Origin of the sequence: Iamia sp. SCSIO 61187 (assembly GCF_019443745.1) — a bacterium.
In the GTDB taxonomy this organism is placed as follows: domain Bacteria; phylum Actinomycetota; class Acidimicrobiia; order Acidimicrobiales; family Iamiaceae; genus Iamia.
In genome coordinates, this window is the sequence record NZ_CP050948.1 from 16,325 (window position 1) to 40,243 (window position 23,919).

The window sequence follows — 23,919 nt, forward strand, 5'->3', positions numbered from 1 at the left end:
GGGGGCGTCCGGTCAGCTGCTGGCGACGGTGGTGGCGTACTCCTGGGACATCCGCATCATGGCGACCATCTCGCGGCAGGTCCCGCCGCCGTCGAGGTGCGTCAGCCAGGCCGAGAGCTCCGACGAGGTGGGGACGCGCTCGAGCATCACGCCGTAGCAGGCGACGACGTGCATCCGGTTCTCGTGCTGGGTCGTGTACTCGGGGGTCTGGCTGAAGTGCGTCATCAGCCGGCCCCGGCTCCAGCCGTTGCGGAGGCGGTCGATCCAGTACGCCCGGCCGTCCGCGTCCGGAGCCCGCCCGAGGACGTTCTGGTACACGAGGTCGACGTACTGGCCGTCGTCGAGCGATCCGTACATCCGGGTGAACTCGGTGGTGCCGGCGAAGTGCTGGGCGATGCGGGTCAGCGGCCACGAGCCGCTCCGGATGGCGTCCATCCAGCCGTTGAACCCCTCGGAGTCGGGGAGCCGCTTGAAGAACGCCTGGTAGAGCCGGGCCACGCTGTGGACCATGGAGTCGCACTCACGGGACTCCAGGAAGAACTGCATCAGCCAGTCGGGGGTCTTCGACCCCTCGTCGAGCTTCGTGCCCCAGTAGATGATCTCGTCGGTGCTCGGGGCGCGGCCGAGGAAGTCGCGGTACTGGTACACCACGAAGCCCATGGAGTTGTCCCACGGCCGGAACGTCTCCGGGGGGACCGAGCCGCCCTCCTTGGCCGGGATGGCGTTGCGCAACGACTCGCGCGGGTTCACCGAGGCCGAGGCCCACAGTCGCGAGGTCTCGGTGCGGAAGTCGCCCGAGGCCGGCTTGCGGATCTCGAAGTGGAGGTGGGAGCCGGAGTCCTCGGCGTTGCCGCTGTCGCCGCAGAAGGCGACCAGCTCGCCCTGCTTGACCCGGTGGCCCCGGGCCGCGGCCTCGTTCATGGTGGTGGAGCTGGTGGCGAACTGCCGCAGCCCCGGGCCCCAGGCGTTGGCGACCAGGTTGCTGCCGTCGTCGGTGCCCGGCCGGTCGTTGTTGATGTGGAGGTAGCAGTAGAACCAGCCGTCGTCGCCCCGGATGTAGAGCGAGTTGCCCGTCGAGCGGTGGCGGAGCTCCACGATGGTGCCGCTCTTGACCGCCAGCAGCTTGGTCATCGACCGAGCCATCAGGTCCTCGCCCTGGTGGCGGCGGGAGCAGCCCGAGCGGCAGGCGCCGTAGGTGTCCTGGTTCCGGGTCCACGTCGTGGCGCTGTTGGGGAAGACCGGGAACATGATCCCGCGGTCGGGGCTCTCGGTCAGCAGGGTGTCGAACCCGTCGCGCTGCTCGGGGATGGGCGGGTCGTCGGGGTGCACCGGCTCGACGGGCGTCGCCGTCATCGGTGGGGTGGTGGTGGTCGGCGGCGTCGTGGTGGTCGACGGGGTCGTCGTCGTGGTGGTCGTGCTCGTGGACGTGGTCGACGATGAGGACGAGCCGAACGGGGTGTCGCCGTCCTCCTGGCCCAGGGCGGGCAGGCCCCGCAGGGCGACCACGCTCCCGACGGCGGCCCCCCCGACGAGGACGTGGCGTCGGGTCAGGCGGGTCGGGGCGGGCGTCTGCGGGTCGGGACGATGGTCCTGCATGGCGGGCCTCGTGGGGGAGCGGTGGTGGAGCGAGAGGGTGGCGCGATCCCGGACATCCGCCATGGGAGCCGGTGTGTTGCGGTCAGGTTACGAGTGCGACGATCGCTTGGGAAGTCGGAGACGGTCGGATCCCCGGCTTCTCACCCGTTCTCAGTCGGCAGGCGGCCGCTAGGGTTGAGCGCCGTGCCCGCCGCCCCTCCGCCCACGCTCCACGACCTCGACGTCGAGGTGGCCCGGCGCGTCCGGGGGGCCGGCCAGCGCTACACCGCCAACCGCCAGGCCCTCGTCCGGATCCTGGCCCAGGCCGATCGGCCCCTGACCACCGCCGAGGTGGTTGGTCGGGGTCGGGGGCTGCCCCAGAGCTCGGTGTACCGGAACCTCAGCGTCCTGGAGGGGGCGGGGGTCGTCCAGCGGATCGCCGGGGGCGACGAGTTCACCCGCTTCGAGCTGGCCGAGGACCTCGCCGGCCACCACCACCACCTGATCTGCACCGACTGCGGGATCGTCGCCGACTTCACCGTGCCCGGCCCGGTCGAGCAGCGGCTCGAGTCGGCCCTGGTCGAGGCGGCGGCCGCCGCCGGGTTCCGGGCCGAGCAGCACCGCCTGGACCTGGTGGGCCGCTGCTCGGACTGCACCCCTCGATGACCGTCCTCACCCCTGGCGAGCGAGCGAGCGACGCCGTCACCGAGGCGGCCCGGCGTCGCACCTTCGCCATCATCAGCCACCCCGACGCCGGCAAGACCACCCTCACCGAGAAGTTCCTGCTCTACGGCGGGGCCCTCACCACCGGCGCCGGCGCGGTGAAGGCCCGCGAGGGCCGCAAGGCGGTGACCTCCGACTGGATGGAGATGGAGCGCCAGCGCGGCATCTCCATCACCAGCACCGTCCTGCAGTTCCCGTACCGCGACCACGTGATCAACCTGCTCGACACCCCCGGGCACCGCGACTTCTCCGAGGACACCTACCGGGTGCTCGCCGCCGCCGACGCCGCGGTGATGGTCCTCGACGCGGCCAAGGGCATCGAGCCCCAGACGCTCAAGCTGTTCGAGGTCTGCCGCGAGCGTGAGCTGCCGCTGCTCACCTTCATCAACAAGTGGGACCGGCCCGGCCGCGACGCCCTGGAGCTGATCGACGAGGTCGAGCAGCGCATCGGCGTCATGCCCACCCCGGTCACCTGGCCGGTCGGCATCCCCGGGGACTTCCGGGGCGTCGTCGACCGCCGGACCGGGCGCTACGTCCGCTTCACCCGGGTCGCCCGGGGCGCGACCGAGGCGCCCGAGGAGATCCTCGACGCCGATGACGCCGCCGCCCGCGAGGGCGACGCGTGGACCCAGGCGTCCGACGAGCTGTCGCTGCTGTCGGAGATCCGCGCCGACCACGACGACGAGCTGTTCCGGGCGGGGGAGACCTCGCCGACCTTCTTCGGCTCGGCCCTCACCAACTTCGGCGTGCGTCTCCTCCTCGATGCCGTCGTCGACCTGGCCCCGTCGCCGGCGCCGCGGGTCGACGAGGACGGCAAGGCCCGCCCGCTGGACGCACCCTTCTCCGGCCTCGTGTTCAAGGTCCAGTCCAACATGGACAAGTCGCACCGCGACCGCATCGCCTACCTGCGGGTGTCGTCGGGGCGGTTCGAGCGGGGGGTCGTCGTCACCCACGCCCGCACCCACAAGCCGTTCGCCACCAAGTACGCCCACTCGGTGTTCGGCCAGGAGCGCGAGACCATCGAGGTGGCCTGGCCCGGCGACGTCGTCGGCCTGGTGAACGCCACCGACGTCCGGGTCGGCGACACGCTCTACCTCGACGAGCACGTCGCCTACCCGACCATCCCGTCGTTCGCCCCCGAGCAGTTCTCGGTCGTGCGGGTGCGCGACACGAGCAAGGCCAAGCAGTTCCGCAAGGGGGTCGCCCAGCTCGACGAGGAGGGCGTCGTCCAGGTGCTGCGCGACCCCGCCTTCGGCGACATGGCGCCGATCCTCGCTGCCGTCGGGCCCATGCAGTTCGAGGTCGCCGTGCACCGGCTCGAGACCGAGTTCGGGGCGCCCGTCGAGCTCAGCCCCACCGCCTACACGGTCGCCCGCGTCACCGACGAGGAGAGCTCGGCCGCCCTCCGGGGCATGCGCGGCGTCACCGTGCTGGAGCGGGCCGACGGCACCCGCCTCGCCCTGTTCGAGAGCAAGTTCTGGCTCGACCGCGTCGCCGCCGAGCAACCCGACCTCCGTCTCGACCCGCTCGTGGGGGCGCGGCTGGCTGGCTAGGTCTCAGTCGTTCGTTCGCTGGCGCTCACTCCACTCCTTCGAGCTTGTCGTCCCTCGCTGCGCTCGGGGCCGAACACCGTCCGGAGCCGGACGCCTCGTTCCTCGGCGCCACGCCTCCTCTGCGGGGGGAGACCCCCCGCACCCCCCAGCGGCTGCGCCGGACAGAGAGCGTCACGTGAGCTTGCCTGCTCGCTGCGGCGCCGTTCTCTGCGCTCCTCGTGCTGGGGCGATCAGTCGGTGGGGGGGTTTGGCTCGAGGTCGGCGAGCCGGGTCTCGATGCGCTCCAGGGCGGTGGCCATCCGGTCGACGGCGTCGCGGAGGTCGGACGTGGTGACGACGTCGCCCAGGGCGATGCGCACCGAGGCCAGCTCGCGGGCCAGGTACTCGGTGTCGGCCTGGGTGCGGTTGTTCACCTGCCGGTCGAGCTCGGCTTGGCGGCGGTCGCGGTCGTCCTGGCGGTTCTGGGCCAGGAGGATCAGCGGGGCGGCGTAGGCCGCCTGGGTGGAGAAGGCCAGGTTCAAGAGGATGAACGGATACGGGTCCCACCGGTACCGGACCAGGGCCAGGTTGAGGACGATCCAGATGACGACGAGGATCGTCTGGCCCATGAGGAACCGGCCGGTCCCGAGGAACCGGGCGATGGTCTCGGAGAAGCGGCCGAAGGCATCCGGGTCGTAGAACCCGGTCCACTCCAGGCGCCGCCGAGGCCGCGAGAGGTCGGAGGGGCGGCGGGCCACGTCAGGCCCCCTCGCCGGCGGCGTAGCGGCGGCGGCGGCGCCAGTCGGGCGGCAGGACGTGGTCGAGGACGTCGTCGACGGTCACGGCGCCGACGAGGCGGTTCGCCGCGTCGCACACCGGGACGGCGATGACGTCGTAGGTCGCCAGCCGCTCGGCCACGTCGCGCAGCGGCATCGACGGCGGGACCGGCTCGGGGTCCTCGTGGGCGCAGTCCTCCAGCCGGGTGGCCGGCGGCTCGCGCAGGAGCCGCTGGAAGGGCACGGTCCCGATGAACCGGCCCGTCGGCACCGAGGTCGGCGGGCGGACCACGAAGACCTGGGCCGCCAGCTCCATGGGCAGGTCGGGCGCCCGCACCGTCGCCAGCGCCTCGGCCACGGTCGTCGCCGCCCCCAGCACCACCGGCTCCGGGGTCATGAGCCCGCCGGCGGTGTCGTCGTCGTAGGCCAGCAGCCGCCGGATCGGCGTCGACTCCTCCGGCTCCATGGCCTCGAGCAGCCGCTGGCGCTCGGGCTCGGGCAGCTCGCCCAGCAGGTCGGCGGCGTCGTCGGGCTCCATCTCCTCGATGACGTGGGCGGCCCGCTCGAGGTCCAGACCCTCGAGGAGGCGGATCTGCTCGTCCTCGGGCAGCTCCTCCAGCAGGTCGGCCAGGCGGTCGTCCTCCATCAGCTCGGCCAGCCGGCGCCGCTTGGCGTGGGGCAGGCTCCGGATCCGCTCGGCCACGTCGGACTGGTGCATGTTGCGGAGCTCGGCCACCTCGGCGTACTCGGGCCCGGCGTCGAACTGGTCGGCCACGTCGCCCCACTCCACGACGTGGGTGCTCCTCCGGCGCAGGGGGCCGCGCCCGCCCAGGGCGACGGCGACGACGAACCAGAAGCCCGTGCGCGCCGACTCCTCGATCGAGATGTCGACGATGTAGGCGTCGCCGATGCGGGTGCCGCGGATGTCGCCCATGGCCAGCTTCTCGCCCGGCCGCTGGCGGAACGGCTGGACGTCGATCATCCCCGAGCGCAGGCGGACCCCGGTGGGGTCGATCGACCCGATGCGGGCCTCGTTGACGAAGATCTTCCGCCGGTCGACGGCCACCACGAGGCCCAGCACCCGGGCCGGCTCGTCCCCGGAGGGGACGGTGACCACGTCGGCAACGCGGCCGATGGCGTGCCCGTCGGCGTCGAGCAGCGGGAGCCGCACCAGACGGGAGACGAAGATCGGACCGGGCACCCCCGAAACCTACCCGTGCCACCCCGTTCCGGCGGGGGCCGGCTGCCGGGGTCAGATACCTTCCGACCTCGCCGATCAGGCCAGATCCGTCCCCCGACGGTGGGATGGTGTCTGACCCCCTGGTCTCGCGCGACGCAGTCCGGTCAGCTGTCCCTGTTGGCCTCGTCGGTCTGGCCCGAGGTGTCGAACCCGCCGCTGGACAGGTTCCGGGTGAGGAGGTCGGCGAACGCCTCCGGGGCCACCGGCGGCGAGAACCAGTACCCCTGGCCCAGGTCGCAGCCGACGCTCTTGAGGGCCGTGATCTGGTTCGGGTTCTCGATGCCCTCGGCGACGGTGTGGACGCCGAGGCGCCGACCCAGGGCCACGATGGCCTCGAGGACGGGGGTGGCCTCGTCGTCGGTGATGCCGGACACGAAGCTGCGGTCCACCTTCAGCACGTCGACGGGCAGGTCGTCGGCGTAGCGCAGCGATGAGTACCCGGTGCCGAAGTCGTCGAGGGCCAGCTGCACGCCCAGGTTCTTGAGGGCGGTGAGGCGGCTGCGGTCGTCCTCCATGTGCTCGATGACCACGGTCTCGGTGATCTCGAGGGTGAGGGTCTTGGGGTCGAGGGCGAACTGGTCGACGACGTCGCGGACGGCGTCGACGATCGAGGCCTGCTCCAACTGGCGGACCGACAGGTTCACGCTCATCGACAGGGCGGCGTCGGAGGGCAGGGTCAGCTGCCAGGTGCGCAGCTGCTGGCATGCCTCCTCGAGCACCCACTGGCCCAGCTGGACGATGAGGCCGGTCTCCTCGGCGATGCCGATGAAGGCGTCGGGGGAGAGGCGACCCCGGCGGGGGTGGTCCCAGCGGACGAGGGCCTCGGCCCCGGTGATGCGGCCGGTCTCGAGCGAGACGACGGGCTGGTACACCAGGGCCAGCTGGCCCGAGGTGATGGCCCGGGCCAGGTCGGCCTTGAGCTCCAGGCGCTCGAAGGCGGTGACGTGCATCGCCTCCTCGAACAGCTCGACGCGGTCCTTGCCCCGCTCCTTGGCGAGGTACATGGCCATGTCGGCGTTGCGCAGGACGACCTCGGCGGTCGTTCCCTCGTCGCCGATGGCGGCGATGCCGATCGAGGCGGTGACCACGATCTCCCAGCCGTTGACGTCGAAGGGGACGCGGAGCTCGTGGAGCAGGCGCAGGGCCACGCCGACGGGGCCGAGGTCGTCGTCGGTGGGTCGGACCAGGACGGCGAACTCGTCGCCGCCGAGGCGGGCGGCGGTGGCCCCGGTCGGGAGGCTGGCGGTCAGGCGGCCGGCGACGGCGATGAGCAGCTCGTCGCCCACGGCGTGGCCCAGGCTGTCGTTGACGGTCTTGAAGTCGTCGAGGTCGACGAAGAGGACGCAGGCCGAGCCGTTGCCCTCGGCCGAGGTGACCTCGACCAGCTCGCCGAACCGGGTCCGGTTGGCCAGACCGGTGAGGGCGTCGTGGTGGGCCTGGTGGCGCAGCGTCGACTCGAGCTGCTTGCGGACGGTGACGTCGCGGGCATTGAGGACGATGCCGTGCACGGCCGGGTCGTGGCGCAGGTCGCTGACGGTGACGTCCAGGGTGCGCACGCTGCCGTCGAGGGCCAGGGCCCGCAGCTCGATGCTCTGCGGCGTCGACCGGTCCGCGGCGCCGCGCAGGGCGCCGAGCAGCATTTCCTGGGCCTCCCGCCGCTGGTCGGCGACGACGATGGCGGTGGCGGGGGTGTCGAGCAGCTGCTCGGAGCGGTAGCCCAGCAGCGGCGTGACGGCCGGTGAGACGTAGGTGAAGCGACCCCAGTCGTCGATGACGGCGACGACGTCGCCCACGTTCTGGACGAGCGCCCGGAACCGGGCCTCGCTGCGGAAGAGCCGAAGCTCGGCGTCCTTGCGGTCGCTGACCTCGCGGCAGTTGAGGACGAAGCCGTCGACCTCGGGCTCGAAGCTGAGGTCGCGGGCCGCCACCTCGAACCACCGGGGTGACCCGTCGGCGTGGCGCAGGCGGATCTCGACCGGCAGGGAGAAGGTCGCCCCGTCGGCCTGGGCCAGCAGGTCCTCGAGCAGGGCGACGTCGTCGGCCACCGGCAGGTCCCGGGCGGGGGCGCCGAGCAGGGACGCCTCGTCGCGCCCCAGCAGCCGGCGGCAGGCGGGGCTGACGAAGGAGATCGTGCGGTCGGCGTCGACGGTGACGATGAGGTCCGACGAGTTCTCCACCAGGGCCTGGAACCGACGCTCGATGCGGCTGCGCTGGAGGGCCTCGGACAGCTCCGCCGTCTCGAGCGCTAGCGAGGCGGTGGCGGCGAGCGACTCGATGGCGCCGCGGAGGACGACCGGCAGCGGGTCGGTCGAGGTCACGATGAGGACGTGGCGTTCGGTCTGGGAGATGCCGAGGGGGACGACGTAGGAGGTGCGGATCGGAGCCGAGGCCCGGTGCGGGGCGTCGATCGGCCTGTCCTCGACCTCGATGGGGTCGTCCCCCAGGCGGGTCCACCAGGCCACGTCGGAGACTGGCAGGCGACCACCGGCCACCAGACCGGCGCCGGGACCCGAGGAGCCCTTCACCAGGAGGTGCGTACCGTCAGCGACGACGACCGCCGCGCGGACTCCGTTGGAGCGGCCGGCCAGCTCGGTGACCGCCTCGACGAGGGCGCGGACCATCTCGGACCGTCCGGGGGCGACGGCGAGCAGTGCGTTGGCTCGACGCAGCCCCTGCTCGATGAGCGTCGCCCGCTCGTGACTGCGGAGCAGGTAGGTGAGCCGGGCGAGGACCAGGCCGGAGATGATGACGGAGCTGACGATGTGGACGGCGACGGCCGGCTCGTTGCCCAGCACCTCCTGCACGGCGAGCATCGCCGGGTTGATGAGGAGCGCCCCCACGAGCAGGGCCACGCGCTGCCAGGTGAGCTTGACGTGGAGGGTGTCGGCCGCCTCGGTGATGCGGCTCAGGTGAGGGTGGAGGGCGGCGGCCCCGAAGAAGACGAAGATGAACGGAGCCAGGGCCCGGCCCAGCCGGGCCTCGGGGCCGCCGGCGGCCTCGACAGTGACGGCCAGGTCCTGGGCGAAGATCAGCCCGACGGCCACGGCGAGCAGCCGGTAGCTGGTCGTCCGGGCCCCGGGGCCCACTGCGAGGCGGGCGATGCTCGCCAGCAGGGCTGTGGTCAAGATGGCGTAGAAGACGTTCATCCCTCGGGCGGCCGCGGGGATGGTGGCGTCGTTCACATAGGGCCACAGCAGGGCGACCCAGACCACCGTCTCGATCCCGGCGGCGATCAGCGCGCCGTCGATGATGGCGGCCCGATCACGATCGGGTGAGCGGAGGTGACCGAGGAGGATGCTCCCGGTGATCAGCAGGATGTGCCCCACGACGAGGGCGGCCTCGGCCGGTGAGGGGAAGGGGCGCTCCACGTCGATGAGCAGCCCGTGCACGGTCCGGGCCAGGCCGCCGATCAGGAACGCCGAGCTGGCCAGGGCGAAGCACCACCAGGTCCGGCGGACCATCCCCTCGCTGCGCCGAGCGATCGTGATGCCGATGGACACCGAGGCCCAGCCCAGGATCTGCTGGAGGAGCCCGTTCGCCGTCGGTCCCAGGGTGAGAGCCCCTGCCACCGACACCACGAGGCCCGCGACCAGGGCGACGACCCACCCGTTCTGGCGCCACGACGTCCACGTCACAGGTGATCTCATCGGCAGCGACCTCGGCATGGAGAGGATTCCTGCTGGACAGCTGCACAGGATGGTCCAGCCACCGCGGAGCGTTGCGCTAGGGTCACGGGGAGGGGTCCACACTGGTGCCGGCCACGACGCAGGAACCCAACAGCCCGGAGCAGCGAATGGGGACGGCCGTGACGACGCAGGAGGCTCCGACGGCCACGCGCCGCCAGGTGCTGGAGCTGTCGTGGGTTGTCGGTGTCGTCGTCTTCGTCATCATCCGCTTCGTCGTCGCGTACTCGACGCTGGCGCAGTACAGCCGGACGACGGTCGTCGTCTTCGGGATCCTCGACATCGTCACCGCCGTCCCGTACGCCTTGGGCACGGCGCGCTTGGTCACGGGTCTGGTCGATCGTCGGGTGGGGTACGCCAGCCGGTGGGCCATGGTCGCGTGTGCCTCGTTCGTCGCTCCCTACGTGTGGCTGGCATGGGCCGGTCGGGAGGACTTCCCGGCGATCGCGTACATCGTCATCGGAGTGCTCGCCCTCCTGCTCGGGGCCAACGCCGTCGTCGGCGTGGCCCGCAACGTGCGGAACCAGCGGCGCGAGACCTCAGGTCCTGCTCACGAAGCGTAGGGGCGCCCGGCCAGCCGGTCGCGCATGGTGGGCTCGCCCCCGTCTGCGCGCCCGCTAGGACGGCGGAGGTGAGGCCTCGGCCCCCGCGAGCAGGGGGAGCGACCACCGGTCGGCCTCGTCGGCAGTGAGCGCCTCGAGCGTCCATGCCCAGAAGTCGGGGTTCTCGTCGGCCGTGATCTGGTAGTCCGGGCCGTGGAGCGGCATGGCCACCGGCACGGGCGTGCTGCCCATGTACTCCTTGCCCGTCCCGATCACGGTGAAGGGCAGACGGTACGTGCCCTGGAACACCTCGAGCAGCCAGTCGTCGATGAGGGCGACGAGCGTCGTCGAGCCCGAGCGGAAGGCGTCGAGCCACCCGGCTCGGTAGAGGTGCTCGATGACACCGGTGCTGCGCACGTCGGTCCGCACCGTGAGCGACGACAGCTCGCAGACCGGGTCTGGGTGAGAGGTGTCGGTGCGCTCGAACTGGCCGACCGGGAGCTCGTCGTAGGGGCCGAAGATCGTTCGGACCACGCCGATGACCTCGCCCGCGTCGTCCATGACGGCGTGGAGCCGTGAGCGCGTCTCCCAACGGGCGAGCTCCTCGACGCGGTTGCGGGGGGACTCCTCGCAGTAGCCGACCTGGCGGTAGATGTCGTAGACGAAGGCCTCGGCCTGCGTCCACAGGTCGCCGCCGGTGATCGTCACGATGCGGTGACCGGGTTGGAGCTCGGCCGGCCGGCCGCTCGGCGGACGGGCATCGCGGAGGTCGATGACCTCCTCGGCGTGGGCCAGGTCGGTCCCGGGGGTGACGTCCTCGCCACCTCCGGCCTGGACGAGGGGTTCGACCACCCCGTCGCGCAGGTCGATGATCGCGTCGTCGCCGAGCGATGGGATGGGGTCTCGGTCGGAAGATCCCACGGGATCTGGCCTCCTGTGGCTCGTCGCTCCACCCCCGCCGGCTCGCGACGATACGAGAGGGGCCGGGGGGAGCAGGTGATGGGGTGGGTTGGGGGTAGCAGGTTCGATCGGTCAGCGGGTCGTGCTCACCCGGGACCGAGCAGGCCGTCGCCGAGCGTGAGCGTCTCGGCGGGGGCGGGGGCGGCGAAGAGGTTCCCCTGGGCGTGGGTGCAGCCCAGCTGGGCCAGGACCTCGAGCTGGCCCTGGTCCTCGATGCCTTCGGCGATGACGTCGAGCCCGAGGGCCCGGCCCACGGCGACGACGGCCTCGACCACGGCCCGGCCGCCCGGTTCCCGGAGGCGCCGGCCGATCGAGGGGTCGATCTTGAGGAAGTGCATGGGCAGCGAGCGCAGGTGGGCCAGGGAGGCGCTGCCGGTGCCGAAGTCGTCGATCCCGAGCCGGACGCCGAGGGCGGCCAAGGTGCGCAGGCGGTCCAGTGCCCGGCTGTCGGCCATCAGGAGCGTCGGCTCCGGGATCTCGATGTTGATGCGGGTGGCGTCGACACCGGTGCTGGTGAGGGCGCTGCTGACCCGCTCGAGGATCGAGTCGGTGGTGAGCTCGGGCCCGCTCAGGTTGAGCCACATGGACAGCGGCCCGATCCCGGCGTCGTCCCAGCCCTGCATCTGCTCGAGGACGTGGTCGAGGACCCAACCGCCCAGCTGGACCAGCAGCTCGGCGTCGGTGACGCCGTCGAGCAGGCGGCCGGGGGGGCGGGTGCCGGTGACGGGGTCGGCGACCCGCAGGAGGGCCTCGGTGCCGACGGCCCGCCCGGTGCGGAGGTCGATGACGGGCTGGTGGAACAGCCGTAGGCTGTCGGTGGCGAGCGCCAGGCGGAGGGCCTCGGAGACCGGTGGTCGGGCGGCGGCGGCGTCGGCGCCCACGGTCACCTGGTGCCGGTCGCGGCCGGTGCTCTTGGCCTGGTACATCGACAGGTCGGCGTCGCGGAGGAGGGCGTCGGCGTTGGTGTGCTCGGACCCCGAGAGGACGACGCCGACGCTGGCGGTGACGCCCAGGACGTGACCCTCGACGGAGATGGGCTCGGCGATGGCGGCCCGGACCTTGCCGGCCAGGAGCCCGGCCCGCTCGGGGTCGTTGACGCCCATGGCGAGGACGACGAACTCGTCGCCACCGAGGCGGGCGACGGTGTCGTCGGTGCGGACCGAGTCCCGGAGACGACCGGCCACCTCGACCAGCAGGGCGTCTCCGACCTCGTGCCCGTGGGTGTCGTTGATCCACTTGAAGTGGTCGAGGTCGATGAACATGAGGGCGAAGGGCACCTGGGCCCGCTGGGTGGTGGCCCGCTCCAGCCGCTCGCGCAGGAGGAGGCGGTTGCCCAGGCCGGTCAGCGGGTCGTGCAGGGTCTGGTGGAGGAGCTTCTCCTCGGTGTCGCGCCGGCTGGTGATGTCGTTCACCTGGGCGATGGCGAACGGGCTCAGGTGGTCGGGGGTGGTGACGGCCGAGACGGACAGCTCGACGACGCCGACGGACCCGTCGTGGCGGCGCAGCCGGCACTCGACCCGGCCCCGGCGGCCGACGGTGCTCTCGGCCAGGACGGAGTCGATGAGGTGGCGATCGTCCTCGGGGGAGAGGTCGGCCAGACGCACCCGCTGGGAGTCGACCCCCCCGAGATCGAGCAGCGCCCGCAGCTCGGAGTTGGCCTCGCGGATGGTGCCGTCGAGCTCGACCACCGCCATCGGGGTCGGGGCGTGGATGAAGGCCGAGCGCAGGGCGTCGACGGTGTCGCGCTGGTCGCTCTCGGCCCGGCGACGGCTGGTGATGTCGTGCAGCTCGACGTCGGCCTCGGTGCTGACCGCGGTGGTCACCGCCTCGACCTGGATGCGCACCCACACGGCGGGCGGCTCGTCGGGGCGGGGGAGGGCGTCGGCGTCCGGTGGGGCGACGCGGGCGGCCAGGCGGACCTCGTGCTCGACCGAGCCGAGGTCGCCGGACAAGACCGCGTCGAGGAGGGCGCTGAGGGCGGCTCGGTCCCCGTGGTCGATGAGGTCGACCAGGAGGTGTCCGATGAGGTGGTCGGGGTCGGCCTGGAAGAACCGGGCCATCGCCGGGTTGGCGGCGGCGATGGTGCCGTCGCGGGCGAGGCGGGCCCGGCCCGACGGGGCCTGGAGGAAGGCCGCCGAGGCGCGGTGGGCGGCCCGGGCCAGGTCGCCGGCGCGGGCGTGGAGCTCGGTGATGAGGAGCAGGCGCCCGTGGTCGGTGGGCGCCGGGTCGGCGATGGACGACGCCTCGGGCTGGAGGTCGACGCCGCGGATGTCGACCCAGCGGGTCGGGCCACCGTCGCTGGGCTGGATCCGGACGCCGACGGCGTCATCGGCCATGCCGCGGGCCACGGCCAGCACCCGGCCGTGGTCGGCCGGGTCGACGACGGCGACGATGCCGTCGCGGGCGAGGACGCGGGCCGGCACACCGGCCAGGTCGGCGAGCGCCGGGCTGACCGCGGCGGTGGTGCCGTCGGGGTCGATGACGCAGGCGGCGACGCCGATGAGCTCGGCCCGCCGGCCGTCGGGCAGCACCGTCACCAGGGTCTCACCCGGGTCGGGGTCGGGCCGGGGGCCGGCGCCGCGCACCACGACCTCGACGTGGGCGGGGTCGCCCCGGAGGGTCAGGAGGGCGTGGCCACCGGCCGCCAACGGCAGGGCGACCTGGGCGTCGACGGGGCGGGCCAGGTCGCCGACCAGGGCCACGACCGACGGCTGGGCCGACGGCGGGAGGTGCTCGAGCCCGACGATGGCGGGCCCGGGGTCGTCGCCGCGGGCGTCGGCCGCGGCCTGCGCCAGCGTGTGGGCACGACAGACCACCCACCGCCCGTCCCAGAGTCCCCCCGACTCGGTCACCGACAGGTCCCAGGAGGCGCGCCGCGGCGTCGCGGACGGCGAGCGGGCGAGGGGGCGAGAGAGGGTGTCATGGCGGCAGGTAGCGGCGGGTGCTGGACGCGACCAGTGGTGGTCCGCCCGCTCGGCGCATTGTTCCACAAGCACGCTCCGTGTTCAAATGTCTGACACGACCTCTTTCCGTGGTCGCCTGGGGTCGGCTCGACCACCCGCACCCTCGAACCCCGCGGACCCCGGGCGGGCCTGTGGAGGACTGATCGTCGACCCCGTGGCCTGGGGCGAGGGCCGGGCGGGTGCGGAACGCCACACCCGGGTACGGACCGCCACACCGAGGGATCGACACCACGGGCCCGTGCCGGTGGCACGGGCCCGTGGGTACGGTCGAAGCCCTCCCCCCAACCTCGACCTGCTCCCATCATGGGCGCAGGTCACGGCGGGGGGAACGGAGCGGGCCGGATCCGGGGCAGCTACTTCGTCGGCCGCCGTCTCCGCCATCAGCCGGGATCGTCGGCCCCGGCGACGCCGGGGGCGGACCCGTCGTCCTGGTCGCCGTCGAGGAGGGCGCTCAAGGGGATGCCCTGGAGGAACGCCAGCACCGCACGCTCCTCGACCCCGAGGAAGGTGGCCAGCTCGCCCGGCGTCCGCCCGCACCAGACCAGAGCGTCGGTCAGGATCGAGCCCGCCACCCGGAGCAGCGCTTCGCTCTCGGCCGGGTACCAGCCGGCCTGGACGTCCATGACGTGGGGCAGGCCGACCGGCGGACCGATGCCCCAGTGGGCGTGCACCGGGTGATCAGCGGTGAGCCGGGCGGCCGGCAGCCCGCCGAAGCCCACGGCCTGGTTGCGCTCGGTGAGCAGCACCACGCCGTCGGCGTCGAGGTCGACCTCGACCCGGCGCTCCCAGATGCCCCACCGCCACAGCAGGACGTGGTCCACGGTGTCGGTCGCGGGGACGACGCGCACCCACACCGGTCCGACCCACTCGTCCGAGAAGGCATGGGAGTGCTCGGTGGCCCCCGGCCCCGACGGATCCCAGTCGTCGTGGCCCCGCAGGCTGACGAGGGCGCCCCTCTGGCCGAGGGCGGCGTCGAGGAGGATCGTCGTCTCACGGTCGGGCACCGTCTCGCCCGTCTCCCACCGGGCGAACGTCGAGTGGCCGACGCCGACGCGCGCCGCACACGCCCGCTGCCCCTCGCGCCCCCGCGCCGCCCTGATGGCGGCCGCCAGAGCCGGCCTCCCCCCGTCCCCCGCCCTCCCCATCGGCCCGATGATGCCACGGGTCCACGACGGTCTGCCGGTGCTGCGGCGCGAGCGGTACTCTGCGCCTCCGCGCCGCGCCGCCAGGGACGGCCAGGACCGAAGGAGGGTCCGCACCCTCACGACCTGGGCCTGACCCGGTCAGAGGCACACGGGGACGTAGCTCAGCTGGCTAGAGCACCTGCTTTGCAAGCAGGGGGTCGTGGGTTCGAGTCCCATCGTCTCCACCAGATCTGCCCTGGTCAGGGGGTTACAGGCCGACCGTCCTCCGAGGCTCACACCCCGAGGTCCGCGGAAAGTCCGCGAGACGCAGAGGGACCCCTGCGGAGATCCTGTGACGCACCGTCACTGATGGGACCGGGACGGAACGACGACACGGCCTCTCGGTGGAGCTCATCGAGGCGGCCGGTCAGCGCCTCGTCGAGCTTGGGGAAGAGGTGGCCGTAGCGGTCGAGGGTGACCGTGATCGACGAGTGGCCCAAGCGCTCCTGGATCGCCTTGGGATGGGCGCCGAGAGCGATGCAGAGGGCGGCGCAGGAGTGGCGGAGGTCGTGGAACCGAGTTCGCTCGGGCAACCCGGCGGCGCGCACGGCCGGCTTGAACGACCGGTTGTAGAAGTTCTTGTGGTGGATTACGCCGCCCTCGGGCGAGGTGAAGACGAAGGCCTGGGGGTCAAGGTCGCGACCGCCGAAGTGGGAGCGCAGCTCCTCGGTGAGGAACGGCGGGAGCGTGACCGAGCGCCGCTCGTAGGTCTTGGGCTGACCGAAGACGAGGCCGTGACCCTGTACCTCGGTGACCGACTCGGCGATGGTCAGACGACCGACCTCGAGGTCTGTACGTCCGACACGGAGCGCCTCGATTTCGCCAGCGCGCATGCCGGTGTAGGCGGCGACCCGGATCATCGTCGAGTACCGAGGATCGATGGTCTGGGCAAGCGCCTCAACCTGCTCGGCGTCGAGGAAGACCATCTCAGCCTTCGGCGATGGTGGGACACGTACGCCGTCGCACGGGTTCGAGCGGATGGCCCCCTCGGCCTGAGCGACGGCCAGGACGAGCCGCAGCACTTTGCGAGCGCCACGCACCGTCCCGGGGGCCGATCCCGAGCCCACTTTGTCGGAGATGAACCTCCGGACGTCGCCCGGGGTGATGGCAGCGACGGCACGGTCGGCGAAGGTCGGCATCACGTGGACGCGAAGCAGACCCTCGTAGTCGGCTCGGGTCTTCGGCTTGAGGTGGGCCGAGCCGTCGAGCCACTCCTGCGCCCAGCGGGAGAATAGGGTGCGCCCGAGCCGGGGGTCGACGTAGTCGCCCCTGTGGATCTGGCCCTTCACGGTGGTAAGCCACCGATCGGCCTCTGCCCGGGTGCGATGACGCTTGACCCGCTCCCGCCCTGACGGGTCCCGGTAGGACGCCTCCCACCGACCGTTCTCCAGCTTCGTCACTGCCATGACACCGACCTCCGAGATCGTCCAGGCCCCTAGGCCTCGCAACTCCAAGAAGGTCGACATCACGCCGTCGACGAGCGGGGACCATCCTGCCCTGCGACGACATTGTCGGAACGCAGCCGCAACACTGGCGGTTGGTGGGCTACGACGAGATCCTGGACCGGTATGACCGGCTTGCCCGTCGGGCCTCATGGTGGGCCTTAGAGGATCTCGACGACCGTCCGGAGTGGGAACGAGAGAACGGGATCTGGACCGAGCACTGCCGCACCTGCCGGCGTGACCTGGAGGTCGACGACTTCGGTGAGTGTGAGTCGTGCCGAGCTGCCGGGGGCCGGTGCCGATGGTGCGGCCTGGACCGCATCGCCTACCGCTCCCGCCTGTGCTGTCGGACCTGTTACCGCTGGCTTATTCGCAACGAGGATCGGTGGAACGACGAGGAGCTGATGGCCCTTCTCAGGGTGGTCGTGGAGAGGAGGCGTCGACGTCGTCGCCCCTGACCACGTCGGCCCGCCTTGCATCCATGCTCTGAGGTGATCCACCCGGAATGCCACAAGAGCACGTATCCTCTCGGGCACTGTTGGCGAGGAGTGGGCGAGGACCCACCGCCGACACGATGGGGCCGAGCATCATCGCTCGGCCTCTCTCGCGCCCCGCCTGACCTCCGTCACCGGGGCGTCTCCCCGAGGAGGCGCCATGCCCAAGCGGACCCGCTTGGGTCGGTGAGGGCGGCATCCCGGACGGCGAGCACGGTTGATGCGGGATCGCACGGTGCCGACGGGGACGTCAGTCGCCTCAGCGATCTCGCTGTAGGACAGCTCTTCCCACGCCAACAGCAGCAGGGCCTCACGGTCGGAGGCTTTAGGGCCTCGAGGGCTGCGGCCACCGGCGGCCAGGCCGCAGCTGCGTCAATGGCGCCATCGTGGTCGTTTTGGGCGTCGCCCGAAGCGGCGGGGCGGGCATCAGGCGAAGGAGCGCAGCGTCCTCCCGGCGGCTCCGCAGATGGTGGCGCAACACGGTGGTCGCCGGTCCGTAGAGCCGCTACCGCACCTGTCCCCGCTCCGGGTCCGGAGCGAGCGCGGAATCGAAGGCAACACGAAACGTCTCGGCCGCCAGGTCGGCGACCTCGGTCTGCGGCACCCGCCGAGCGAAGTATCCGAACACGGCGTCGCCGTGTTCGTCGAAGACCTCGCCGAACGCTTTGGGGTCCGACAGCGACCGGACCAGGACGTCGGCATCGCTCGCAGGCTTGCCCGTCATCGTCCCAGCCCGCCGTCGACCTTGCACCCCTGGTGTTGCCCGCAGTCACCGATCGGGTTCACGACCACCATCCATCAGCGGCTTGCTTGGTCTCGTCTCCGGAAGGAGCTCGTTCCGACGGAGGAGGCCAGCGCGCGGCCAGGCGCAGTCCTGCGCGACGGCAAATGACCGGGAGCTCTTCCCACTGCACCGTGCGGGCCCGGCGATCAGAACGTCCACGAGATGCTGGTTGGTATGGCCACCAGTCGGCGATCAGGGGCAGTGTCTCAGGACGGTTGAACAGACCACGCGATCGCCGGAGGGTCCACGCGGGCGCAGCGCGGGCCACCATCTCCGCCGGTCAGGTCGACTCTGGCAACCAGGTGCTCCGCCTTGCGTGCTCTTTCGACGATGGTCACGTCGATTCGATTGAGCATCAGTTTGGCGCGGCGGAACATCTCGAAGTCCCCGCTCGAGCCCAACTCCCCCCATGTCAGGTAGACGAATCGGTCTCCGCGCCTGCCCTGCACGGCTGGTCCGCGAAAGTCTGCGTCGCCGTCACGGTCGGCCACGTCCACATCGAGCTTCCAGGTGGCTGGATCGGTGTCGGCGCACACAAGATTAGTGGGCTCTTGACCGAGTTGAACTCCGACGTGGACATTGGTCATCACCGATCCGTCAGGACGGCAGAACTCGCGCCCCGGGGCGTTTACGCCGATGATCGTGATGCGCACGAGACCGATTCTGCCCGAAGCAGTTGGAGGGGCGTCGTCGGCGGGGTCCCCGTCGTCGCCGCGATCGTCGCAAATCGCCGAGCACCCCGTTGAGGAGCACTCAGGGGCCCACTCCCGGTCGTTCGGGTCGTCGATGGCGACCGAAGAACGGATCCCCCTACTGCGAGGTCAAGGTGGTCCGCTGCGAGCGATAGTCGAGGCGCTGCCGGGCTCGGTCAAAGCATCGAGCCGAGGACGGAGCCGACGGTGGGGTAAGCAGCGGTCATCGACTTCAGCTGTCGGGTGGTGAGGCCGAGCTTGATGGCGAGGCTGAAGAGGTTGATCAGCTCGCCGTATTCGGGGGCCGAGCAATGCCGTCGGCGTCGATGCCCTTGCCGGCCATGAGCCGGGCGCTGTTGATGAGCTCGGCGCCACGGCGCAGGATCTTCTTGGGGTCACAGCCGCGCAGGGCACACGTGCCCCCGTAGGGGAGCTCGTCGACGATGGTGACCCTCCAGCCTTGCGAGGAGCGCTTGTTCGCCGATGACGATCAGATCGTAGGTGTCGGTCATCGCTGCGTTCCTTCGAGTCGTGCCGATCGGTCATGGGTGTCGCCACTGGGGTCATGGCGGTACCGTCGCCGGTCCAGCAACCAGGCGATCACCACGACGACGCCGTGACCGGCGATCGAGACCGCGGTGAATTGTCCGATCGCGGCAAGAGCGACACCGCCGACCAGCCCGGCGATCAGCCCCTCGCACCGCAGCACACGATCGCGCCGACGGGCGCGACCGGCGCGAAAATCCGTTCACGCATCGAGGACCGCCTCGAGCTGCTCGGTCGCGGGGGATCCGGCCGGGCCGTCGGGGGTCTGGTACACGCGGCAAGCCAGCCCGAACGGCTCGTCCCCAGAGGCGAAGGGATCCTCGCCGTCGACGAGGATCGTGGGCGAACCCCGAAATCGGGCCGCCTCGGCCTCCTCGAGCGTCGTCACCAGGCGACGCTCCACCGTCAGGCCACGGCCTCCTGCGATGCCGTCGAGGCGTTCGGCGGCGATCTTCCAGTTCGGGCAGTCATCGAAGTACAGCAGTTCGAGCTTCATGATGGTCCTTCTCGCGTGGAGGGTTGCGTTCTGTGAGCTACCGTAAACCTTCCCCTGTGATGGAAGGTCAAGGAGGGTTCGAGGATGCGCATTGGCGAACTCGCTGACCAGAGCGGCGTCGCGGCCAAGACCATCCGCTTCTGGGAATCGACCGGACTCCTCGCCGATCCGACCCGAACGCCGTCGGGCTACCGCGACTACGACCCCGACGTCGTCGACCGGTTGCGCTTCATACGCCACGCCCAGACCGCCGGACTCACCCTCGCCGAGATCCGACAAGTCCTCGCGATCTCCGACGACGGCGAACCTCCGTGCGGACACGTCACCGACCTCATCCACCAGCACCTCGCCGACGTCGACGAACGGATCCGCGAACTCACTGAAACCCAGTCCATCCTCGAACGCTTGGCCGCGCGTGCCGCCGACCAGAACGCAACCGACTGCAACGGCTACTGCGCCATCCTCCAACCCTCGGACTTCAGCGACTCCCCGGCCCATCCCTGAGTCCCGTTTCAAGGAAAGGCCAGGGTTGCTGGCTGCGTGTTGTGGGGGTGATCGTCGACCGCTCCTGCGGCGTGGCGTCCGGCGACCCACCTAGCCGGTTGACGCCCTGTTCGTGACGACGGGATCCGCGTCTCGTAGTTACAGTCCTCGGCTGCGGTCCGGTGATGGACGGCGTCGGAGTCGATCGAGCTTGGCTCGGATCTGGTCGATCCGGTCGGGCGCCGGCGGTGTCACCGGTGGCACCTCCGAGCGGGTCGGCGCCGCCCGCGCCGCTTGGCGGTGGAGGGCATCGTCGATGGCCAGGGCCGAGTCGTGGCGTGGGGTGCGTTCGATGATCGAGGTGAGCAGGTCGCCGGCGTGGGCGGTGCCGGTCGGGTCGGTGAGGAAGGCGAGGTTCGTGTGGCGGCCTCGGGTCATGGCGACGTAGGTGTGGTTGCGGGTGGTGCCGGGTTCGAGGACGGCGAGGCCGATCTCGACGGTGTCGCCCTGGTTGCCGTAGCCGGTGACCGCCCAGCCCAGCTCGACGTGCTCGACGACGTACTCGGCCGGCAAGCGAACGGCCCCTCGGTCGGGATGAGCGACGGTCAAGGAACCGCCGGGCTCGGCCGACTCGACGGTCCACGTGTGTCGGTTGCGGACTTGTTGGCCGTCGGTGGTCTGGAGGGAGGGTTGGTTGCGGCGGGTGGCGATGCGGTCGCCGGGCCCGGCTCGGGTGCCGTCCGCCAGGGCGACACGGCCTCTGCCGGGGCGGGGGTTGGCCTGGCGCTGGATCTCGACGTTGATCCGCCGGGCCGTCTCGGCGGTGTTGGTGGTGATGGCGACGGTTCGGCCAGCATCCTCGTATCGCCGGTGGATGGCTGCGACGCGAGCTGCGGCGAGTGTCGGGTGGACCGTCTTCAGGCGCCCGTGCAGCTCGTACTCGGCAGCCGCCGCCGGCTCGCCGTTGCGGAGTCCGAGGCTGGCGCCCGCTTCCCATTCCTCCTCGAATCGGCGGGGTGTCTGCAGGTGGTGGGCTGGGAGGGTTGCTGTCCAGTGGGCGAAGACGCCGCCCCGACCGACGGCGGGTAGCTGGTGGGGGTCGCCGATGGCGACGAGCCGCCAGCGGTGTCGCTGGGCGAGGGTGACGAGGCTGTGGAGGTCGTCGGTGGCGGCCATGCCGGCTTCGTCGACGACCACAGTGGTGCAAGGTGCCCACGGCGTGCTCGTCCGTTGCTGATGGCGGGTGAGGAAGGCGGCGAGCGTCTCGGTCGGGCAACCGGCTTCGAGGCCCAAGACGTCGGCGGCCTTGCCCGATGGGGCCAGTGCTACGACCGGTCGGCGCTGGTGCTGCAGGATGCGGACGGCTCGGGCGGTCGTGGTTGTCTTTCCTGTGCCGGCGGGCCCGACGACCAGTACGAGCGGTTGGTGCGATGCCATGGCATCGGACGCTCCTCGCTGTGGATCGGGGGCTGGTCCCACCGGGGCCGAGCTCGCAGCCGCCCAGCGTTGGAGAGCGGTCTCCTGGTCGAGGACGGCCCGGGTGGTGAGGCGACGATCGGTGACGGCCTCGGTGACCGGGCGCCCGTCCCGGCGGCGTGGCGCACCAGGTTCCGTTGGTGGGCCGAGCGGAACGCACTGCGTGTCTGCCGAAGTGGCGAGACGGTCGATCCGCTTCACCGCTTCGGAGCCGGTGAGGTCGTTCGGAGCGATGAGCGTGGCGAGGTGGCGGGTGAGGTCTGCTCGCAGCCACGTCGATGCCTCCTGCGAGATGCGGCGGAGTGCTTCGGCGATGAGCTCGTCGTCCGAAAGGATCGGGGCGTCGATGGGGGAGCCGACACCCTCGGATGTCAGTCCGTCGGGGTCGAACCCGACGGCTGCGGCCTGCTCGCGCCAGGTCTGGTGCAGGTTCGTGCCGTCGATCCCGTGGGCCTTGGCCGGTCGGGAGGCGAGGGCCGCTCGTCGTTCGAGCTGGGCGATCGTGCGTGGGTCGGGGTCGGCGCCGTCGTGTTCATCGGTCCAGGCCCGGAGCAGGTCGGAGAGCTTGCTCTCGACCTGGGCGCTCCGGGCCGAGAACAGGTCGCGCACCGATTCGGGAACGCACGTGGTGTCGGCCTGTCCGCCGTCGAGCGGTTCCCAACCAAGTCCGAGGCGTGCGGTCAGCTCGCTGCGGAGGGCGGCGTCGTAGACCCATCCGATCGTGCGCTGTTGCTGCTTGAGGAACCGGGCATCGAGCGAGAGCCATCGGCCGGTCGGGTCCTGGATCTTGGTGGCGATGACGGCGTGGGTGTGCAGCTGCGGGTCCATGGTCCGCGACGTGTGCTGGCGGAACAAGGCGACGGTCAACCCCAAGGTGTCGACCTGGTCGATGCCGTCGGTTCCTCGCCGGGTGACCGCGCCGTGGCGTTCGAGGTACGCGAGAGCGGCGTCGACGGCTGCGTCGTGGGCGGCCAGGACCTCGGCCCGCACCCACTGATCTGGGGTGAGTGCCCAGAGCACCGACACGGACTTCGGTGCCGAGAACGTCGCGTCGAACCCCCGCGCCGAGGAGTCCCCGAACCGCCGACCGAGCCGCGCACCGGAACGCGGGTGGTGTCCCTCGAGAACGGCCCGCAGGTCCTCGCCGCTGACCTCGCCGTCCAGACCCAGCGCATGTCGGCCCCGTCCCCACCACCGCCCTGCCGGCTCGTCCGGGTCCAGGTAGTACTCGACCGGCCCTCGCGGCGGCCCGGGCCGCTGGCGATCCTCGGCCAGCCCGGCGTAGTAGGCCAGCAGCCCGCCCAGCCGATCGCCGGCCGCCTTGAGCGTCGTTACCCGCATCATCCGACCACGACCCCACGCCATCGAGGTCGTGCGCCGGATCGTGCTCGCCGGAATGCACTCGTCTGTCCCACATGGGCTCTAGGCCTCTTCGGGCCGCGAGATCGTTCACGGGAATCGCATGGACATGTGTCGGGGGCTGACTGTGGGGACGATCACGTAGCCTTGGGGCATGGATCAGAGCGGTGAGGAGGTGGCGGCGGTGGACGGTGAGGCCTGGCGGGCTGTGGTCGCCGATGCTGCTCCGACCCGCGATGACGACACGACGGTGATCGCCGGTCGCCGGGTCACCTTGGCCGAGGCGCTGGAGTACGTGGCCGAGGACGAGCGGCGTCGGGCAGCGGCCGGTGGGCGACCCGCCCGGTCCTGACCTCCGCCGGGGCGATGTCCTCGGCGCCTTGCTCCGTCACGGGGTGAGGTTCGTGATGGTCGGCGGCCAGGCTGCTGCTGCGCACGGCGCCCTGCGGCTGACCCGGGACCTCGACGTGTGCGTCGAGTGGACGCCCGAGAACCTGGACCGGGTCGGCGAGGTCCTCGTCGAGCTCGATGCCGGGCTCAGGGTCGACGGGCTCTCGCAGGGGTTCGTGCCGCCGCATCGCGACGGAGACTTCCTGGCCCCGATGGAGCTCTCGACGTGGCGCACCGTGCTCGGTGACCTCGACGTGTTGCGAGGTTTGCCGTCACCCGATGGGGAGGTGCGGTATGCCGACCTCGAGGAGCGAGCGGTGACGTTGACGATCGACGGCCATGCGGTGCGGGTGGCGGCTCTTGACGACGTGATCACGTCGAAGGAGACCGTCGACCGGCCCTCGGACCGGGAGGCTCTCCCGGAGCTTCGACGTCTCGCTCAGCGGCGCCGGATCCCTCGGGCCGACGGCCGGGATCTGGAGCCTCCTGGCCTCTGAGGTCCGCGAAAACTCCGCGAGACGCGCGATACCCGGGGTGATCCGGCGGGACGGGTTGGGACGGGAAACCGTCGCTGACCTG

The 23,919-nt window shown here is 71.4% G+C and carries 20 protein-coding genes, 1 tRNA gene and 1 pseudogene; 8 read left to right on the forward strand and 14 right to left on the reverse strand.

Translation table 11 applies throughout. The annotated features are described in order from the left end of the window. Positions 1–12: 12 nt before the first annotated feature. A complete protein-coding gene (locus tag HC251_RS00080; RefSeq protein WP_219943292.1) occupies positions 13–1,596 on the reverse strand; it encodes a DUF4214 domain-containing protein in 1,584 nt (527 codons plus the stop codon). A 183-nt stretch (positions 1,597–1,779) separates the two neighbouring features. Here HC251_RS00080 and HC251_RS00085 point away from each other — a divergent pair, with 183 nt between their 5' ends. Next, the gene (locus HC251_RS00085; RefSeq protein WP_219943293.1) at positions 1,780–2,241 is read left to right on the forward strand and encodes a Fur family transcriptional regulator; all 462 of its coding nucleotides are present in this window, start codon (positions 1,780–1,782) and stop codon (positions 2,239–2,241) included. Further along, entirely contained in the window at positions 2,238–3,851 is a 1,614-nt protein-coding gene (locus tag HC251_RS00090) for a peptide chain release factor 3 (RefSeq protein ID WP_219943294.1), read from the forward strand. The genes HC251_RS00085 and HC251_RS00090 overlap by 4 nt, the downstream gene beginning before the upstream one ends. 230 nt (positions 3,852–4,081) lie before the next feature. On the opposite strand, the gene HC251_RS00095 is transcribed toward HC251_RS00090, so the two are convergent. From HC251_RS00095 to HC251_RS00105, 3 genes are all read right to left on the reverse strand, one after another. Further along, complete coding sequence (locus HC251_RS00095) at positions 4,082–4,588, reverse strand: DUF1003 domain-containing protein (RefSeq protein WP_219943295.1); 507 nt, start codon at positions 4,586–4,588, stop codon at positions 4,082–4,084. Between the two features lies 1 nt (position 4,589). Then, positions 4,590–5,807 carry a magnesium transporter MgtE N-terminal domain-containing protein gene (locus tag HC251_RS00100; protein ID WP_219943296.1) on the reverse strand — a complete coding sequence of 406 codons (1,218 nt, stop codon included), beginning with the start codon at positions 5,805–5,807 and terminating at the stop codon, positions 4,590–4,592. A gap of 143 nt (positions 5,808–5,950) precedes the next feature. Further along, positions 5,951–9,493: a bifunctional diguanylate cyclase/phosphodiesterase gene (locus tag HC251_RS00105; RefSeq protein WP_219943297.1), complete on the reverse strand. Its 3,543-nt coding sequence runs from the start codon at positions 9,491–9,493 to the stop codon at positions 5,951–5,953. Positions 9,494–9,651: 158 nt separating this feature from the next. On the opposite strand from HC251_RS00105, the gene HC251_RS00110 reads away from it, so the two are divergent. Continuing rightward, complete coding sequence (locus HC251_RS00110) at positions 9,652–10,092, forward strand: hypothetical protein (RefSeq protein ID WP_219943298.1); 441 nt, start codon at positions 9,652–9,654, stop codon at positions 10,090–10,092. Between the two features lie 54 nt (positions 10,093–10,146). Here the strand turns inward: HC251_RS00110 and HC251_RS00115 are convergent, their stop codons facing one another. From HC251_RS00115 to HC251_RS00125, 3 genes are all read right to left on the reverse strand, one after another. Beyond that, on the reverse strand, positions 10,147–10,992 hold the full coding sequence (locus HC251_RS00115) for a hypothetical protein (RefSeq protein WP_219943299.1): 846 nt from the start codon (positions 10,990–10,992) through the stop codon (positions 10,147–10,149). A gap of 125 nt (positions 10,993–11,117) precedes the next feature. Further along, positions 11,118–13,883: an EAL domain-containing protein gene (locus tag HC251_RS00120; RefSeq protein ID WP_219943300.1), complete on the reverse strand. Its 2,766-nt coding sequence runs from the start codon at positions 13,881–13,883 to the stop codon at positions 11,118–11,120. 491 nt (positions 13,884–14,374) lie between these two features. Further along, the gene (locus HC251_RS00125) at positions 14,375–15,139 is read right to left on the reverse strand and encodes a DNA-binding transcriptional regulator (RefSeq protein ID WP_219943301.1); all 765 of its coding nucleotides are present in this window, start codon (positions 15,137–15,139) and stop codon (positions 14,375–14,377) included. A 150-nt stretch (positions 15,140–15,289) separates the two neighbouring features. On the opposite strand from HC251_RS00125, the gene HC251_RS00130 reads away from it, so the two are divergent. Beyond that, positions 15,290–15,366 (forward strand) — tRNA-Ala (locus HC251_RS00130). Between the two features lie 45 nt (positions 15,367–15,411). On the opposite strand, the gene xerC is transcribed toward HC251_RS00130, so the two are convergent. Next, the gene (gene xerC / locus HC251_RS00135; protein ID WP_219943302.1) at positions 15,412–16,584 is read right to left on the reverse strand and encodes a tyrosine recombinase XerC; all 1,173 of its coding nucleotides are present in this window, start codon (positions 16,582–16,584) and stop codon (positions 15,412–15,414) included. 134 nt (positions 16,585–16,718) lie between these two features. Between xerC and HC251_RS00140 the strand changes: the two genes are divergently transcribed. Next, the gene (locus tag HC251_RS00140; protein ID WP_219943303.1) at positions 16,719–17,078 is read left to right on the forward strand and encodes a hypothetical protein; all 360 of its coding nucleotides are present in this window, start codon (positions 16,719–16,721) and stop codon (positions 17,076–17,078) included. A 129-nt stretch (positions 17,079–17,207) separates the two neighbouring features. On the opposite strand, the gene HC251_RS26130 is transcribed toward HC251_RS00140, so the two are convergent. The 5 genes and pseudogenes from HC251_RS26130 to HC251_RS00160 all read right to left on the reverse strand — a co-directional run bounded on the left by HC251_RS26130 (position 17,208) and on the right by HC251_RS00160 (position 19,632). Continuing rightward, a complete protein-coding gene (locus HC251_RS26130) occupies positions 17,208–17,474 on the reverse strand; it encodes a sigma factor-like helix-turn-helix DNA-binding protein (RefSeq protein ID WP_370651325.1) in 267 nt (88 codons plus the stop codon). Positions 17,475–17,619: 145 nt separating this feature from the next. Then, the gene (locus tag HC251_RS00150) at positions 17,620–17,838 is read right to left on the reverse strand and encodes a hypothetical protein (RefSeq protein ID WP_219943305.1); all 219 of its coding nucleotides are present in this window, start codon (positions 17,836–17,838) and stop codon (positions 17,620–17,622) included. Between the two features lie 266 nt (positions 17,839–18,104). Next, positions 18,105–18,551: a DUF5990 family protein gene (locus HC251_RS00155; RefSeq protein WP_219943306.1), complete on the reverse strand. Its 447-nt coding sequence runs from the start codon at positions 18,549–18,551 to the stop codon at positions 18,105–18,107. Between the two features lie 355 nt (positions 18,552–18,906). Then, positions 18,907–19,077: pseudogene (locus tag HC251_RS26135) on the reverse strand (NAD(P)/FAD-dependent oxidoreductase); the annotation flags it as partial. 261 nt (positions 19,078–19,338) lie between these two features. Then, a complete protein-coding gene (locus tag HC251_RS00160) occupies positions 19,339–19,632 on the reverse strand; it encodes a thioredoxin family protein (RefSeq protein WP_219943307.1) in 294 nt (97 codons plus the stop codon). A gap of 84 nt (positions 19,633–19,716) precedes the next feature. On the opposite strand from HC251_RS00160, the gene HC251_RS00165 reads away from it, so the two are divergent. Beyond that, complete coding sequence (locus tag HC251_RS00165; RefSeq protein WP_219943308.1) at positions 19,717–20,136, forward strand: heavy metal-responsive transcriptional regulator; 420 nt, start codon at positions 19,717–19,719, stop codon at positions 20,134–20,136. Between the two features lie 138 nt (positions 20,137–20,274). Here HC251_RS00165 and mobF read toward each other — a convergent pair whose 3' ends face one another. After that, complete coding sequence (gene mobF, locus HC251_RS00170) at positions 20,275–22,935, reverse strand: MobF family relaxase (RefSeq protein ID WP_219943309.1); 2,661 nt, start codon at positions 22,933–22,935, stop codon at positions 20,275–20,277. Between the two features lie 169 nt (positions 22,936–23,104). Here mobF and HC251_RS00175 point away from each other — a divergent pair, with 169 nt between their 5' ends. Both HC251_RS00175 and HC251_RS00180 read left to right on the forward strand, forming a co-directional pair. Then, a complete protein-coding gene (locus tag HC251_RS00175) occupies positions 23,105–23,302 on the forward strand; it encodes a hypothetical protein (RefSeq protein WP_219943310.1) in 198 nt (65 codons plus the stop codon). 43 nt (positions 23,303–23,345) lie between these two features. Further along, entirely contained in the window at positions 23,346–23,837 is a 492-nt protein-coding gene (locus tag HC251_RS00180) for a hypothetical protein (protein ID WP_219943311.1), read from the forward strand. Positions 23,838–23,919 lie beyond the last annotated feature (82 nt).

Coding starts and splice junctions, on each gene's coding strand:
- HC251_RS00080 (WP_219943292.1), bottom strand. CDS start 1,596: ATGCAGGACCATCGTCCCGACCCGCAGACGCCCGCCCCGACCCGCCTG.
- HC251_RS00090 (WP_219943294.1), top strand. CDS start 2,238: ATGACCGTCCTCACCCCTGGCGAGCGAGCGAGCGACGCCGTCACCGAG.
- HC251_RS00105 (WP_219943297.1), bottom strand. CDS start 9,493: ATGAGATCACCTGTGACGTGGACGTCGTGGCGCCAGAACGGGTGGGTC.
- HC251_RS00125 (WP_219943301.1), bottom strand. CDS start 15,139: ATGGGGAGGGCGGGGGACGGGGGGAGGCCGGCTCTGGCGGCCGCCATC.
- xerC (WP_219943302.1), bottom strand. CDS start 16,584: ATGGCAGTGACGAAGCTGGAGAACGGTCGGTGGGAGGCGTCCTACCGG.
- HC251_RS00150 (WP_219943305.1), bottom strand. CDS start 17,838: ATGACGGGCAAGCCTGCGAGCGATGCCGACGTCCTGGTCCGGTCGCTG.
- HC251_RS00160 (WP_219943307.1), bottom strand. CDS start 19,632: ATGAAGCTCGAACTGCTGTACTTCGATGACTGCCCGAACTGGAAGATC.
- HC251_RS00165 (WP_219943308.1), top strand. CDS start 19,717: ATGCGCATTGGCGAACTCGCTGACCAGAGCGGCGTCGCGGCCAAGACC.
- mobF (WP_219943309.1), bottom strand. CDS start 22,935: ATGATGCGGGTAACGACGCTCAAGGCGGCCGGCGATCGGCTGGGCGGG.
- HC251_RS00175 (WP_219943310.1), top strand. CDS start 23,105: ATGGATCAGAGCGGTGAGGAGGTGGCGGCGGTGGACGGTGAGGCCTGG.